Origin of the sequence: Gordonia terrae (genome assembly GCF_001698225.1) — a bacterium.
In the GTDB taxonomy this organism is placed as follows: Bacteria; Actinomycetota; Actinomycetes; order Mycobacteriales; family Mycobacteriaceae; genus Gordonia; species Gordonia terrae.
The window spans coordinates 1875946-1889677 of the sequence record NZ_CP016594.1; the positions used below are offsets into that span (position 1 = coordinate 1875946).

Below are 13732 nucleotides of genomic sequence, written 5' to 3' on the forward strand. Positions count from 1 at the left end.
AGGTTCAGGAGTGCAGTGACGACACGCAGACGAGCGAGATCACCACGCGGATCGGGGGAGATCCTCGCCGAGGAGATCATCGAGGCCGCCGGTGAGTTGCTGGTGGAGAACGGCGACGACACCGCGATGTCGATCCGCGCGGTCGCCAACCGTGTGGGGGTCACGCCGCCGTCGATCTATCTGCACTTCGCCGACAAGGAGGCGCTCCTCGACGCGGTGTGCGCTCGGTATTTCGAGCGCCTCGACGACGAGATGGCCGCCGCGTCGGAGGGCATCGACGACGCCTTCGAACGAGCGCTGAACCAGGGGATGGCGTACGTCCGATTCGCCGTCGCCACGCCGGTTCTCTATCGCGTGGCGTTCGGCAAACCCACTCCCGAAGGGCATCCGTCGAAGGTCGACGAGGTGCTCGCCGCCAGTGCGTACTCCAGGTTCGTCGCCACGGTGACCGAGCTGGCCGACCTCGGCGTGTTCGACCCCGCGGAGATCGCGGACATCGTCCTCGAGTTCTGGGCCGCGGCCCACGGCATCGCCTCGTTGATGCTCGCCAAACCGGGCCTCGCATGGGGCGACGACTTCGCGCGGGCGGAGTCCATGCTGACCGCGATGTTCCTCGGCCGGGCCGCGCTCGGGACCGGGGACGGCTCGGATCCGACCGCCGTCCACGGCCGGTTACGGGCGCTGCGCGAGGGCGTGAACTGACTCCGCGGCGGGTGTTCGACGACAGAAGAGTCAAGAGTCGGTAAAGTCGACGTCGACTCGGTCGTTCCGCGTTCTCGTCAGGGAACTCACAGGAAAGGCCCGACGTTGAGACGGTATACATCCGTACCGATTAAGGAGCGCTTCGTGCGAGAAAGCAGCAATCCGGTGATGCGCGGCGTGGTCCGCGACAATCAGTCCGGGTACGCGGGTTTCGGGGCCGGCATGGCCGGCGCCGGCGCCGCGGTCAATCAATACGGTCAGGCCACTGACCCCTACACCCAGCCGGCACCGCCGGCCACCCGTCAGCTCACGATCGACGACGTCGTCACGAAGACCGCCATCACCCTCGGGGTGCTGACGGTGGCTGCCGTGGCCACCTACTTCGCGATCAGCAGCCGCGCCACCGAGGCCGCCCAGGCAGCTCTCGCCACGCCGCTCATGCTGGTCGGTGCCATCGCCGGTCTCGTCCTCGTCCTGGTGGCGAGCTTCGGGCGCAAGCAGGACAACCCGGCCATCGTGCTGGCCTATGCCGCGTTCGAGGGCCTGTTCGTCGGCGCCATCTCGTTCGTCTTCGCGAACTGGGCCGTCGCCGGTGACACCTCGGCCGGAGCCCTGATCGGACAGGCTGTCCTCGGCACCTTCGGCGTGTTCTTCGGCATGCTGTTCGTGTACAAGGTCGGCGCGATCCGCGTGACGCCGCGTTTCACCCGCATGTTGTTCGCCGGCATGATCGGTGTCCTGGTCCTGATGCTCGGCAACCTGGTCATCGGCCTGTTCACCGGCGAGGCCGGGGTGCTCCGCGACGGCGGCCCGATCGCGATCATCTTCTCGCTGGTCTGCATCGCTCTCGCCGCGTTCAGCTTCCTGCTGGACTTCGACGCCGCCGATCGTCTGATCCGCGCCGGCGCACCCGACCGCGCCGCCTGGGGCGTCGCTCTCGGCCTGACCGTCACCCTGGTCTGGCTCTACGTCGAGATCCTGCGCCTGCTGACCTACTTCAACTCCGACTAGTCGTCCGTCGCCCGCGGCCCCGCACCTCCGAGGTGCGGGGCCGCCGGCGTGTCCGGGCCGGATGGCGACAAACTGTGCCGCCCGATCGCGTTTGCGGGGGCCAACCCGCCGCAGCGGTTCTACCGTGCGGACATGGTGTTCTTTCTGATTCAGCTGGCGCTGATGATCATCGGCGCCGTGGTGCACATACTGGTGGACCGATCGGTGCGGCGACGCACTCTCGGCCGCGCAGCCGAACTCGTGCTGCTCTGGATTCTCGTACCCGGAGGTGCGTTCGGCATCCTCGCCGGCATCGGGCACGTCGGACCGAACGCGCCCGAGATCGCCGAAGGCATCGGACCGGATTTCATTCCGTCGATGTTCCAGTGGGAACTCGGGTGGAACGACATCGCCGTGGGCGTCCTCGGCGTGCTCTGCTTCCGCGTGGCCAACCGTGGCGGATGGCTCGACGCCGCTGTCTGGGCGCTGGCGATCAGCTACGGCGGAGACCTCGCCGGGCACATCTCGCAGTACTACATCCACGACAACACCGCGACGAACAACGTCTGGGCGATTCCCGCCGAGATCTACATCGTCGGCGCGGTCGTCATCGCATGGTTCGTCTACCGACGAACAACCCCCCGCAGCGTCGCGGTCCGAGGACCTGACGCGGCGAGGGGTGTCGACGAGACGGAGACGACCTCGATCAGCTGAGGCGCTCCAGCACCATGGCCATACCCTGACCGCCGCCCACGCACATCGACTCGATGCCGAAGGTTTTGTCGCGGGTACGAAGGTTGTTGAGCAGAGTGGTCGTGATGCGGGCGCCGGTCATTCCGAACGGGTGCCCGAGCGCGATCGCACCGCCGGAGACGTTCAGCTTGTCGTGGTCGATACCGAGTTCGGCGGCCGACCCGAGGACCTGAACGGCGAACGCCTCGTTGATCTCGACGAGGTCGATGTCCGACAGCGACATCCCGGAGACCTTGAGCACCTTGCGAATCGCCTCGATCGGGCCGAGGCCCATGATCTCCGGTGACAGGCCGGTCGCCGCGGTGGCGACCACGCGGGCGAGCGGCGTCAGGCCCAGTTCCTTCGCCTTGGTGTCGCTCATGATGACCAGCGCCGCGGCGCCGTCGTTCAGCGGGCACGCATTTCCCGCGGTGATGGTGCCGTCGGGGCGGAAGACCGGCTTGAGCTGTGAGATCTTCTCGTAGGTCGTGCCGGCGCGGGGGCCGTCGTCGGTGGTGACGAGGGAGCCGTCGGGAAGCGTGACCGGATCGATCTCGCGCTCGAAGAAGCCGGACTTGATGGCGTCCTCGGCGCGGTTCTGGCTCAGCACGCCCCAGCGGTCCTGGTCTTCGCGCGAGATGCCGGTGAACGACGCGACGTTCTCCGCGGTCTGGCCCATCGCGATGTACACGTCGGGGATGACGCCGTCCTTACGCGGATCGTGCCAGATCCCCGCATCGCCGGCAGCCGCCTTCTCGGTCCGGGCAATGGCGTCGTCGAAGAGCGGGTTCTTCGAGTTCGGCGCGCCGTCGGCGCCACCGGAGATCCCGAAGCTCGACACGCTCTCGACGCCGCCGGAGATGAGGACGTCGGCCTCGCCGGCCTTGATCGCGTGCAGTGCCATCCGGGTGGTCTGCAACGACGACGAGCAGTAGCGGTTCACCGTGACACCGGGGATGTGGTCGTGACCGAGCTCGACCGCGATGACCCGGGCGATGTTGTAGCCGCCCTGTCCGCCCGGCTGACCGATGCCCCAGTGGATGTCCTCGATCAGGGCGGGGTCGAGCTCGGGCACCTTGGCGAGAGCGGCTTCGACCATCTGGCGCGACAGTTCGTCGGGCCGGACGTCTTTGAGGGATCCCTTGGCGGCGCGGCCGATCGGGGAACGGGCATGGGCGACGATGACAGCTTCAGGCATACCTCAAAACTACCGCACCAAGCATCTGCTTGGTCGCATGGTCGACGTGCGCAGAAAGGTGCTGGTCAGGAGCTCGTGAACAGCTTCCTGACACGTGTGACGAGCCGTGTTTCTTCGACGGCCTCGGACACCTTGGGCGGTTCGGGCAGCGGCGTCGGTCCCCATTCGCCGATCGCGGCGAGGACCTCGGGCACGAGGATGTCGGCGGCCAACTCGTACCCCGCCGCCGATGGATGGAAGCGGTCGGGCGACAGCATGTGTTCGGGGCGCGCGAGGAATTCCTCGGTCAGCAGGTCGGCGAGTGGCACGGGACGGCCCCCGGCGGCACGGACCGCCGACCGCTGCGCCGCGGCCAGCGTGAGTCCCCAGCGTCGCAACACCATTCGCAGCGGCTGAGGGATCGCGGTGACCACCCCGAAGTCCGGGCAGGTACCCACGACCACCTTCGCGCCCTCGTCGACGAGGGCGTGGACCGCCTCACCGAGCCTGCGTGCCGACGGAAGCGGACTGTTGCGGGCGGTGACATCGTTTGCGCCGACGAGGATGACGGCGACGTCGGGTCGCTCGTGGTGGACGAACATGGCCTCGATCTGGGCGGCGAGCCCTTTCGACGTCGCTCCCACGATCGCCTTGTTGGCGTAGCGGACCACCTGATCGGTCTCTGCGGCGACCCGGCGGGCGATCTGTACCCCCGGCGTCTCCTCGGCCGTCTCGGCACCCAGCCCGGCGGCGGTCGAATCGCCGAACACCACGAGGTACAGGTCGTAGACGGTGTCGCGGGTGAAGCGCTCGCTGGTGCCGTCCGGCCGGTACACGCCGTCACCGTCCGGGGCGTTGTCGGTGCGGTGCGGGATCACCACTCGGGCCTCGGCCGCCTGACTGTTCAGCAGGTTGTAGGCCGCCCATCCGGCACCCGCAGCGCCGGCGGTCGCAGCAGCCGTGGCTCCCACGTCCCGGATGATTCTCTCGGCGGTCATCTTGCGGCTCGAACCGGACACGGGTGCCAGTTTAGAGGCTCGGGCGCGGCCGCCCGGTCCGCTTGTCAGCCGGGTGTCGGGGTCCGCGGCGACTCCGGGACCGACTCTGGGACCATGGACACATGCGCATCGCCAATCACGTCGTCGACCTGGTGGGCAACACCCCGCTGGTCAAACTGAACTCGGTGACCTCACCCGGATCGGGCCTGGTCGCCGCCAAGGTCGAGTACCTCAATCCCGGTGGTAGCAGCAAGGACCGCATCGCCGTGCGGATGATCGACGCCGCCGAGGCGTCGGGTGAGCTGAAGCCGGGTGGGACCATCGTGGAACCGACGTCGGGCAACACCGGCGTCGGTCTGGCACTCGTCGCCCAGCAGCGCGGATACAAGTGCGTGTTCGTCTGCCCGGACAAGGTGGGCGAGGACAAGCGCAACGTCCTGCGCGCCTACGGCGCCGAGGTCGTGGTCTGCCCGACCGCGGTCGAGCCGTCCCACCCGGACAGCTACTACAGCGTCTCCGACCGCCTGGTCACCGAGATCGACGGCGCGTGGAAGCCCAATCAGTACGCCAACCCGGCCGGCCCGCAGAGTCACTACGAGACCACCGGTCCCGAGATCTGGGCCGACACCGACGGCAAGGTCACGCACTTCGTGGCGGGCGTCGGCACGGGCGGCACGATCACCGGGACCGGCCGGTACCTCAAGGAGATCTCCGACGGCGCGGTGAAGGTCGTCGGCGTCGATCCCGAGGGGTCGGTGTACTCCGGCGGGACCGGTCGGCCGTACCTGGTCGAGGGCGTCGGTGAGGACTTCTGGCCCTCGGCCTACGACCCGGCCATCCCCGACGAGATCATCGCCGTCTCCGACGCCGACTCGTTCGACATGACGCGGCGACTGGCACGCGAAGAGGGACTGCTGGTCGGCGGTTCGTGCGGGATGGCGGTCGTCGCGGCCCTTCGGGTCGCCGAGCGTGAGGGTCCCGACGCCGTGGTCGTCGTCCTGCTTCCCGACGGCGGTCGCGGCTACATGGCGAAGATCTTCAACGATCAGTGGATGAGCAGCTACGGGTTCCTGCGCACCCCGCTCGACTCCAACACCAAGGAATCACTCGTCGGGGATGTGTTGCGCGGCAAGACGGGCGCGTTGCCCGACCTCGTGCACACCCACCCGCAGGAAACGCTGCGCGATGCGATCGAGATCCTCCGCGAGTACGGCGTGTCCCAGATGCCGGTCGTCGGTGCCGAGCCGCCCGTGATGGCCGGCGAGGTCGCGGGCGCGGTCACCGAACGTGACCTGCTCAGCGCGGTCTTCGAAGGTCGCGCCAGCCTCGCCGACCCCGTGTCGGCACACATGGGGGAGCCGTTCCCGCTCATCGGTTCCGGCGAACCGGTGTCGGCGGCCACCAAGGCGCTCGGCGACTGCGACGCGCTCATGGTCGTCGAAGACGGCAAGCCCATCGGCGTGATCACGCGCCACGACCTGCTCGCCTTCGTGTCGAGCCACCCGATCGTCGGATAGGAGCACCACCGTGAGTGAACGACGCAGCGCAGCGGACTCGGTTCGCTGGCAAGGCTTCTCGACCCGCGCCATCCACGCCGGTTACGACCCGGATCCCCAGACGGGCGCGGTGAACGTCCCGATCTACGCGAGTTCGACGTTCGCCCAGGACGGTGTCGGCGGATTGCGCGACGGGTTCGAGTACGCACGCACCGGCAACCCGACCCGACGCGCCCTCGAGGCCAACCTCGCCGCCCTCGAGAGCGGCACCTACGGACGGGCTTTCGCGTCCGGTATGGCGGCCACCGACTGCCTGCTGCGGTCGACGCTGCGGCCGGGTGACCATCTGGTGATCCCCAACGACGCCTACGGCGGTACCTTCCGTCTCATCGACAAGGTCTTCAGCCAGTGGGGCATCACCTACTCGGTGGCCCCGGTGTCCGACGTGGCCGCGGTGCGCGACGCCATCCGGCCGGAGACCAAGCTGGTCTGGACCGAGACGCCGACCAACCCGCTGCTCAACGTCGGCGACATCGAGACTCTCGCCGCCGTCGCGCACGAGGCGGGCGCGAAGCTCGTCGTCGACAACACCTTCGCCTCGCCGTACCTGCAGCAGCCACTCGTCCTGGGCGCCGACGTCGTCCTGCATTCGACGACCAAGTACCTGGGCGGGCACTCGGATGTCGTCGGTGGCGCCCTGGTCACCGACAGCGAGGAGCTCGACGAGGCGTTCGCGTTCCTGCAGAACGGCGCCGGCGCGGTTCCCGGACCGTTCGACGGATTCCTGACCCTGCGCGGCATCAAGACCCTCGGGGTGCGGATGGATCGGCACTGCGACAACGCCGAGAAGGTCGTCGAGTTCCTGAACGGGCACGACAAGATCGACGCCGTGTTGTACCCAGGTCTGGAGAACCATCCGGGACACGAGGTCGCGGGTAAGCAGATGAAGCGCTATGGCGGCATGGTCTCGGTCCTGGTGAAGGGCGGCCTCGACGACGCCAAGGAGTTCTGCGCCCGCACCGAGGTGTTCACGCTCGCCGAGTCGCTCGGCGGCATCGAGTCGCTGATCGAACACCCCGGCGCGATGACACACGCCTCGACCGCTGGGTCGCTGCTCGAGGTGCCGGCCAACCTGGTCCGCCTCTCGGTGGGTATCGAGGACATCGACGACATCCTCGGCGATCTGGAGAACGCGCTGCGCTGAGCCGGACGGATACTGGTTCGCATGTTGCTGACTGCCGCCGACGTCGACCGGGCCGCCGACGAACTGTCGGGGGTGATCCGGCGGACGCCGACGATCGCCTCGCGGGTGGTGTCCGAGCGCAGCGGGGCTCAGGTGTGGCTCAAGTGTGAGAACCTCCAGCGCACCGGGTCGTTCAAGCCGCGCGGAGCGTACCTGCGGATCTCCCGGTTGTCGGCGGAGGAACGTGGGCGCGGGGTCGTCGCGGCCAGCGCGGGCAATCACGCGCAGGGAGTCGCCTGGGCGGCATCGGATCTGGGGATCGCGTCGCGGGTCTACATGCCAACCGGGGCCGCGCTGCCGAAGATCGCCGCCACGAAAGCCTATGGCGCCGAAGTCGTCCTGGCAGGTGGGACGGTGGATGACGCCCTTGTCGAGGCGCAGCGGTACGCCGATGCCACGGGCGCGGCCCTGATCCACCCGTTCGACCATCTCGACATCGTGGCCGGGCAGTCGACGGTCGGGGTGGAGATCCTGGAGCAGATCCCGGATGTCACCACGATCGTCGTGCCGCTCGGCGGTGGTGGACTGCTCGCGGGCGTCGCCGCCGCGGTGCGTCTGCGTCGTCCCGAGGTCGAGGTGATCGGCGTGCAGGCCGCTCAGGCAGCCGCCTGGCCGACATCGCTCGCCGAGGAACGGCCGATGCCGGTCGCGGCGATGAACACGATGGCCGACGGCATCGCCGTCGCGACCCCGGGGGCGGTCCCGTTCGCGCATGTCAGCGAGTTCGTGGACCGGGTCGTCACGGTCAGCGAGGAGGAGTTGAGCACCGCGCTGCTGCTGATGCTCGAGCGGGCCAAGCTGGTGGTCGAGCCGGCCGGGGCCGCGGCGGTGGCGGCGGCCGTGAGCGGACGGCTCGCCCTGTCGGGGACCGTGTGCGTCGTGCTGTCCGGCGGCAACATCGATCCGCTGCTGCTGCGCCATGTCACGACGCACGGCCTGACCGCCGCCGGACGTTTTCTCACCGTCACGGCGACCGTCTCCGACCGCCCGGGTGGTCTCGTCACGCTCCTCGAACTGCTCCGCGATCTGGGGGCGAGCGTGCTCGACGTCGTGCACTCGCGCGTCGCCGACGATCTCTATCTCGGCGAGGTGCAGGTGACGGTGAGCGTCGAGACCCGCGGACACGATCATCAGCACGACGTCCGGCGGGCCCTCGCCGACGCCGGGTTCCTGCGCGACTGAGCACGGACGGCGGCGCTAACCTTTCCTGGTGTCTGCCGACGGACCCGCCCTGATCGGTCTACTGGGCCCGATCGCCGTCGGATCGTGCCCGGTGGGGGCCGAGCGGCCCGACCGGCTCGTCGGAGTGCCGGGGCTGCGTGCCCGACGCCTGCTCGTGGCCCTCGCCCTCGCCGAGGGGCACCTGCGTTCGGCGGACCGCCTAATCGACGACGTGTGGGCCGACGATCCGCCCCGTTCGCCGCACAGCGCGCTGCACACCCAGGTGTCCCGGCTGCGCAAGCTCCTGCCCGAGGGGGTTCTGGAGGGCACCGAGAACGGGTATCGGCTGCGCAACACCCGCACCGACCTCGACGTGGTCGACAAGCTGCTCACCGAGGGCGACCGGGAGGCCAACGACCGGGCGCGGCAGTGGTGGCGCGGCGTGCCGGGAGACGACCTCGGGGACGGCTCCCCGGTGACGGCGATGCTGTCCACCCGGATTCGACGCACCGAAGACGCGCTCGACGCCGCGCAGCTGACGGCCGCGCTCGCCGAGGGCGATTTCGCGACCGCCCGATTCATCGCCGAACAACGCTGCGCGCGAGACCCGTTCGACGAGGCGGCACACTCCGCGTTGATGCGGGCCCTGGCCGGCGAAGGCCGCGCCACCGACGCGCTCGCCGTGTTCGACCGGCTCAGACGCCGACTGTCGGCCGAGCTGGGGATGGACCCGGGCGCCGAGGTGGCCCGGGTCCACGCCGACATCCTGGCCGCGACACCACGACCGGCGAGCAGCGCGCCGCGACCCACGCGTGCCGTCGGATTACGCTCGCCCACCACCGAACTCATCGGACGCGGTGCCGACCTCGACACCATGGCGGGCATGCTCGACACCGGGCGCGTGGTGACCGTGCTCGGTCCCGGCGGCGTCGGCAAGACCCGGGTCGCGACCGAGATGGGCCATCGCCTGCATGCCACGGGAGTCCCGGTCTACTTCGTGTCCCTCGCCTCGGTGCGATCCGACGACGACGTGATCCCGGCGATCGCCGCCACGCTCGGGGTCGGCGAATCGGACCTCTCCGCCACCGGCCGCCCGCGCATGACCCCGGGAGACCTGACCGCACGTCTCGAGGACGTGCTGCGGGAGCAGCCATCGGTGGTGATCCTCGACAACTGCGAACAGATCGTCGACGCATGCGCCCGGATCGTCGCCGAACTCACCGCCGCGGTACCCGGCCTCCGGGTCCTGTCCACCAGTCGCACTCCGCTGGCCATCGCCGGTGAGCAGGTGCACCAGCTGCCTGTGCTGGCGGCGGTGGACGCGGATTCACCTGCGGTGCAACTGTTCCGGGCCCGCGCGCGGGCCGTGCGTCCCGACGCGGATCTACCCCCGGAGCGCGTCGTCGAGCTGTGCCGCCACCTCGACGGACTCCCGCTGGCCATCGAGCTGGCAGCGGCCCGCATCCGGACGATGACGGTCGAGGAGATCGCCGACCGCCTGGGAGAGAAGTTCGCGCTCCTGCGGTCCGCCGACCGCACCACGCCGGACCGCCACCGCACCCTCTACGCGGTGATCGAGTGGAGCTGGGAACTGCTCGACGACGCCGGCCGGGCCGCGCTGGTACGACTGTGCCGCTTTCCCGGGGGTTTCGATCGATCGGCTGCCCGCGCGGTGACCGGGGCCGCCGGGGCGATTCTCGACGACACCCTCGAGAGCCTGACCAACCAGTCGCTGCTGTCGGTGGTGGAGACCGACGGTTCGGCGCGCTTCCGCATGCTGGAGATGGTTCGGGAGTTCGGCGAGACGCGGATGGACGCGGACCTGGCCACGCGCGTCGAGTCACTGATGAGACGCTGGGCCATCGAATTCGTCTCCGAGATGCGCGACCTGGCAGAGAACGGCGACCACACCGCGGGCGCCGGCGGACTGGCGCGCGAAGCCGACAACTTGACGTGGATTCTCCGGTCGGCCTGCGAGTCCGCGGCCACGTCGCCGACCGACGATGTCGTCGCGGTGCTCACCACGCTGTACCCGGCGCTGGCTTACCACTGGACGGTTCGCGGTCTGCACGGGGAGACCCGAGCGTGGGGCGCCCGCGTGCTGATGGCGCTACCGCGCCCACCCGAGGCACCCGACGACGCCGTGCGCGAGAACTGGCAGGTGACCGCGATCGTCGGTGCGGTGCACGGGACGATGACCGGCGAACTCCGGGTGATCGCCACCGCGAGGTTCATCCTGCGGGGGTTGCATCGCCCCGGTCTCACCTACGATCGTGCCAGCGAGTTCGTGTCCGCTGTCGCCCTGGCGTCCAACGCGATCCGGGGCTACCGCATGGTCTGTCGGGCCGCCGAGACCGCGTCCGACGACGAGGTGCGGGCGCTGGCGCTGACGATGCGGTCCCATCTGCGGGAGAACCGCGGACTGCTGGGTCCCGCGCTCCGGGACTCGATCGCGTCGGGCGATTGGCTCACCCGCAGTCGCTATGCGTCCTGGTTCCAGGGGATGTGGCAGTCGAGCACCGGCAGCCTGTACGCCCAGCAGGGCCGGTACGCCGCGGCGGCGTCGAGGTACCGGGACGGTATCGACCTGTTGGGTCGCCTGCACGCCGTCGAGGACGTCCGCCAGCTCCAGACCTTTCTGGCGCTCACCCTGCTCTCCGACGGCCGGGTCGCCGACGCCCGGCGCGAACTCGCGGTCATCGTCGACGACTGGGATCTCGACGTCGAGGATCCCCAGGGGAATCCGGAGGTGACCGGACCGGCGTTGCTCGGTGTCGCCGAACTCGCTCTCGTCGACGGTCTGCCCGAGGACGAGGTCGCGGCGATGTACGCGCGGGCCGCACGGATCATGCTGCGGGATCATCCCTTCGGTGTCGCCGACCCCGCGGTGCTGATGGTGGTCAGCGGGTGTGTGGCCGGGCTGGTGCGGTGCGGGGACATCGAGGCGGCGCGGGAACTGGTCCCGCAGATGGTGAAGGGGCTCGACGACATGATGTTCGGGCCCGGGTGGCAGGACCTCCCGCAGGCCGGCACCGTGGCCGCGGCGTTCACCGTGCTGTACGGCGCGGACCGCGAGTCGGAGCCCCTCAGCCGACGCCTCGTCGAGCTGACGCTGAGTCTGCCTGGGCGCCAGGACTATCCGTCGTTGCGGTGGGCTCGTCAGTGGTCCGAGAGGCGCATTCGCGAACACGGCGGTGCGGCCCGGCGGGTGCCGCGCCGCATCGCCGTGGACGAACTCGCCGACGTGATCCGAGATCAGGCGTTGCGCATGTAGGCCCGCACCGCGAGCGGGGCGAACACGGCAGTGATCACTGCGGCGCCGATCAGGGCCCACACGACGTGGATGCCGGCGTGGCCGGAGTTCGTCAGTTCGCGGACCGCCGTGACGAGGTGACTGACCGGGTTGACGTTCACGAAACCCTGCAGCCAACCGGGCATGGTGTCGACCGGGACGAAGGCATTCGACATGAAGGTCAACGGGAACATGATCATCATCGAGATGCCCTGCACGGCCGACGCTTTGCTCATGAGACAACCCATGAGTGCGAAGATCCACGAGACCGCGAAGCTGCACACGATGATGAGTGCCGCCGAGGCGATCACGCCGAGAACGTCGGGGCGCCAGCCCATCAGCACACCCATCACGACGGTCAGGACGGTCGCGATGGAGTAGCGGATGACGTCGGCGAGCAGGGCGCCGGCGAGCGGGCTGATCCGGGCGATCGGTAGCGAACGGAACCGGTCGAAGACGCCCTTGTCCATGTCCTCCCGCAGCTGGGTGCCGGTGACGATCGAGGTCATGATGACCGTCTGCACGAGGATGCCCGGGATGATCACCGGGAGATAGGCTTCCACGTTCCCGCTGATCGCGCCACCGAAGATGTAGGTGAACATCAGCGTGAAGATGATCGGCTGGAACGTGACGTCGAAGAGCTGTTCGGGGTTGTGCCGGATCTTGAGCACACCGCGGTAGGCCATGCTGAAGGACTGCCGGAACGACTCGACCAGGCTGATGGAGGTCTTCACCTGCGCGCGTGCGGCGCGGGTCGTGACGGAGGTCGACGGGGGACTGTCGAGGGTGGTGGTCATGAACGGGCCTCCTGGGTGGGGTCGGACGAATGTGTGTCGGACGACGGGCGCCCGGACATGTCGGTGTCGGCGTCCGGCTCCGCCGGCCTGCCGGTGATGGTGAGGAACACCTCGTCCAGACTCGGCTTCTGCACGGTGATCTCCTCGATGCCGATCCCGCTCTCGCGCAGGGCGATCAGCACATCGGGTACGAGCTCGGCCGAACTCAGCGGTACGGTCGTCCGCGCGGCTTCGGGGCTCAGGGTGGCCTTCTGCCCGAGGATCGTCTCGGCGATCTCACACACGCGGGGTGCGTCCGCGCGATCGGCTGCGACGAGCTGGAGCGTGCTGGCGCCGATCGAGTGCTTGAGTTCGTCGGCCGTACCGTCGGCGATGACGCGGCCGTGGTCGATGACCGCGATGCGGTCGGCCAGCTGATCGGCCTCGTCGAGATACTGGGTGGTGAGCAGGACCGTCGATCCGCCGGCGACGAGCCGGCGGATGGTATCCCACATCTGGGCGCGGGTTCGCGGGTCGAGGCCGGTCGTCGGTTCGTCGAGGAACAGCAGCGGCGGGGTGTCGATGAGGCTGGCCGCGAGATCGAGGCGCCGGCGCATTCCGCCGGAGAAGTTCTTCAGCGGTCGGGCCGCCGCGTCGGTGAGGGCGAACTCCTGGAGCAGCTCGTCGGCACGCGATCGAGCCGCGGTCCGCGAGAAGCCGAGCAGGCGGGCGAACAGCACCAGGTTCTGGGTGGCGGTGAGGTCCTCGTCGACGGAGGCGTACTGCCCCGTGACGCCGACGAGTGAACGTACCGCGACCGCATCGTCGACGACGTCGTAGCCGAAGACGCGTGCGTCGCCGGCGTCGGGACGTAGCAGGGTGGCCAGCATGCTGACGGTGGTCGTCTTCCCCGCGCCGTTGGGCCCGAGGACGCCGTACACCGATCCGGTCGGGACGGTCAGATCGACACCGTTGACCGCACGGGTGGAACCGAAGTGCTTGACGAGGCCGCGCGCCTCGATCGCGAGGCCGGTGTGGGGGGACGAAGCCGGCCCGACGTCGGGCCGGGGAGTGGTTGTCGTTGTCATGGCGACAACTGTGGCGCCGTCGCCTGTCGTCGGGCTTGCGTCGGCTTACGTGGTGCTGTCGCGCGGCGTCACCACGT

At 69.2% G+C, this 13732-nt stretch carries 11 protein-coding genes; 7 read left to right on the top strand and 4 right to left on the bottom strand.

The annotated features are described in order from the left end of the window. The first annotated feature begins 15 nt into the window (after positions 1-15). The 3 genes from BCM27_RS08505 (at position 16) to BCM27_RS08515 (ending at position 2406) form a co-directional block, all read left to right on the top strand. Positions 16-702, top strand: a complete 687-nt coding sequence (locus BCM27_RS08505) for a TetR/AcrR family transcriptional regulator (protein ID WP_004020931.1) — start codon at positions 16-18, stop codon at positions 700-702. A gap of 144 nt (positions 703-846) precedes the next feature. Beyond that, entirely contained in the window at positions 847-1713 is an 867-nt protein-coding gene (locus tag BCM27_RS08510) for a Bax inhibitor-1/YccA family protein (protein ID WP_004020932.1), read from the top strand. A 132-nt stretch (positions 1714-1845) separates the two neighbouring features. After that, positions 1846-2406, top strand: a complete 561-nt coding sequence (locus BCM27_RS08515) for a DUF6790 family protein (protein WP_033203765.1) — start codon at positions 1846-1848, stop codon at positions 2404-2406. Here the strand turns inward: BCM27_RS08515 and BCM27_RS08520 are convergent. Continuing rightward, positions 2399-3622, bottom strand: coding sequence for an acetyl-CoA C-acetyltransferase (locus BCM27_RS08520; protein ID WP_004020934.1), 1224 nt, complete (start codon positions 3620-3622; stop codon positions 2399-2401). The genes BCM27_RS08515 and BCM27_RS08520 overlap by 8 nt on opposite strands. A gap of 65 nt (positions 3623-3687) precedes the next feature. Beyond that, entirely contained in the window at positions 3688-4599 is a 912-nt protein-coding gene (locus BCM27_RS08525) for an SGNH/GDSL hydrolase family protein (RefSeq protein ID WP_004020935.1), read from the bottom strand. 122 nt (positions 4600-4721) lie between these two features. Here BCM27_RS08525 and BCM27_RS08530 point away from each other — a divergent pair, with 122 nt between their 5' ends. Genes BCM27_RS08530 through BCM27_RS08545 form a run of 4 tightly spaced genes read left to right on the top strand, consistent with a single transcriptional unit; the run spans position 4722 to position 11773 of the window. Next, positions 4722-6116 (top strand): cystathionine beta-synthase, encoded by a 1395-nt coding sequence (locus BCM27_RS08530; protein ID WP_004020936.1) that lies wholly within the window; start codon positions 4722-4724, stop codon positions 6114-6116. A 10-nt stretch (positions 6117-6126) separates the two neighbouring features. Continuing rightward, positions 6127-7299 carry a cystathionine gamma-synthase gene (locus tag BCM27_RS08535; RefSeq protein ID WP_004020937.1) on the top strand — a complete coding sequence of 391 codons (1173 nt, stop codon included), beginning with the start codon at positions 6127-6129 and terminating at the stop codon, positions 7297-7299. 21 nt (positions 7300-7320) lie between these two features. Further along, entirely contained in the window at positions 7321-8520 is a 1200-nt protein-coding gene (gene ilvA / locus BCM27_RS08540; protein ID WP_004020938.1) for a threonine ammonia-lyase, read from the top strand. A 28-nt stretch (positions 8521-8548) separates the two neighbouring features. Beyond that, a complete protein-coding gene (locus BCM27_RS08545) occupies positions 8549-11773 on the top strand; it encodes an AfsR/SARP family transcriptional regulator (protein ID WP_004020939.1) in 3225 nt (1074 codons plus the stop codon). Here the strand turns inward: BCM27_RS08545 and BCM27_RS08550 are convergent. Both BCM27_RS08550 and BCM27_RS08555 read right to left on the bottom strand, forming a co-directional pair. Then, the gene (locus tag BCM27_RS08550; RefSeq protein ID WP_004020940.1) at positions 11755-12588 is read right to left on the bottom strand and encodes an ABC transporter permease; all 834 of its coding nucleotides are present in this window, start codon (positions 12586-12588) and stop codon (positions 11755-11757) included. The two genes, BCM27_RS08545 and BCM27_RS08550, sit on opposite strands and share 19 nt — an antisense overlap. Continuing rightward, positions 12585-13655, bottom strand: a complete 1071-nt coding sequence (locus BCM27_RS08555; RefSeq protein ID WP_004020941.1) for a daunorubicin resistance protein DrrA family ABC transporter ATP-binding protein — start codon at positions 13653-13655, stop codon at positions 12585-12587. The genes BCM27_RS08550 and BCM27_RS08555 overlap by 4 nt, the downstream gene beginning before the upstream one ends. Positions 13656-13732: the final 77 nt, after the last annotated feature.

What these genes read in the sequence shown, in the direction of transcription:
- BCM27_RS08515 (WP_033203765.1), top strand. Translation starts at nt 1,846, where the DNA reads ATGGTGTTCTTTCTGATTCAGCTGGCGCTGATGATCATCGGCGCCGTG.
- BCM27_RS08520 (WP_004020934.1), bottom strand. Translation starts at nt 3,622, where the DNA reads ATGCCTGAAGCTGTCATCGTCGCCCATGCCCGTTCCCCGATCGGCCGC.
- BCM27_RS08525 (WP_004020935.1), bottom strand. Translation starts at nt 4,599, where the DNA reads ATGACCGCCGAGAGAATCATCCGGGACGTGGGAGCCACGGCTGCTGCG.
- BCM27_RS08530 (WP_004020936.1), top strand. Translation starts at nt 4,722, where the DNA reads ATGCGCATCGCCAATCACGTCGTCGACCTGGTGGGCAACACCCCGCTG.
- ilvA (WP_004020938.1), top strand. Translation starts at nt 7,321, where the DNA reads ATGTTGCTGACTGCCGCCGACGTCGACCGGGCCGCCGACGAACTGTCG.
- BCM27_RS08550 (WP_004020940.1), bottom strand. Translation starts at nt 12,588, where the DNA reads ATGACCACCACCCTCGACAGTCCCCCGTCGACCTCCGTCACGACCCGC.
- BCM27_RS08555 (WP_004020941.1), bottom strand. Translation starts at nt 13,655, where the DNA reads ATGACAACGACAACCACTCCCCGGCCCGACGTCGGGCCGGCTTCGTCC.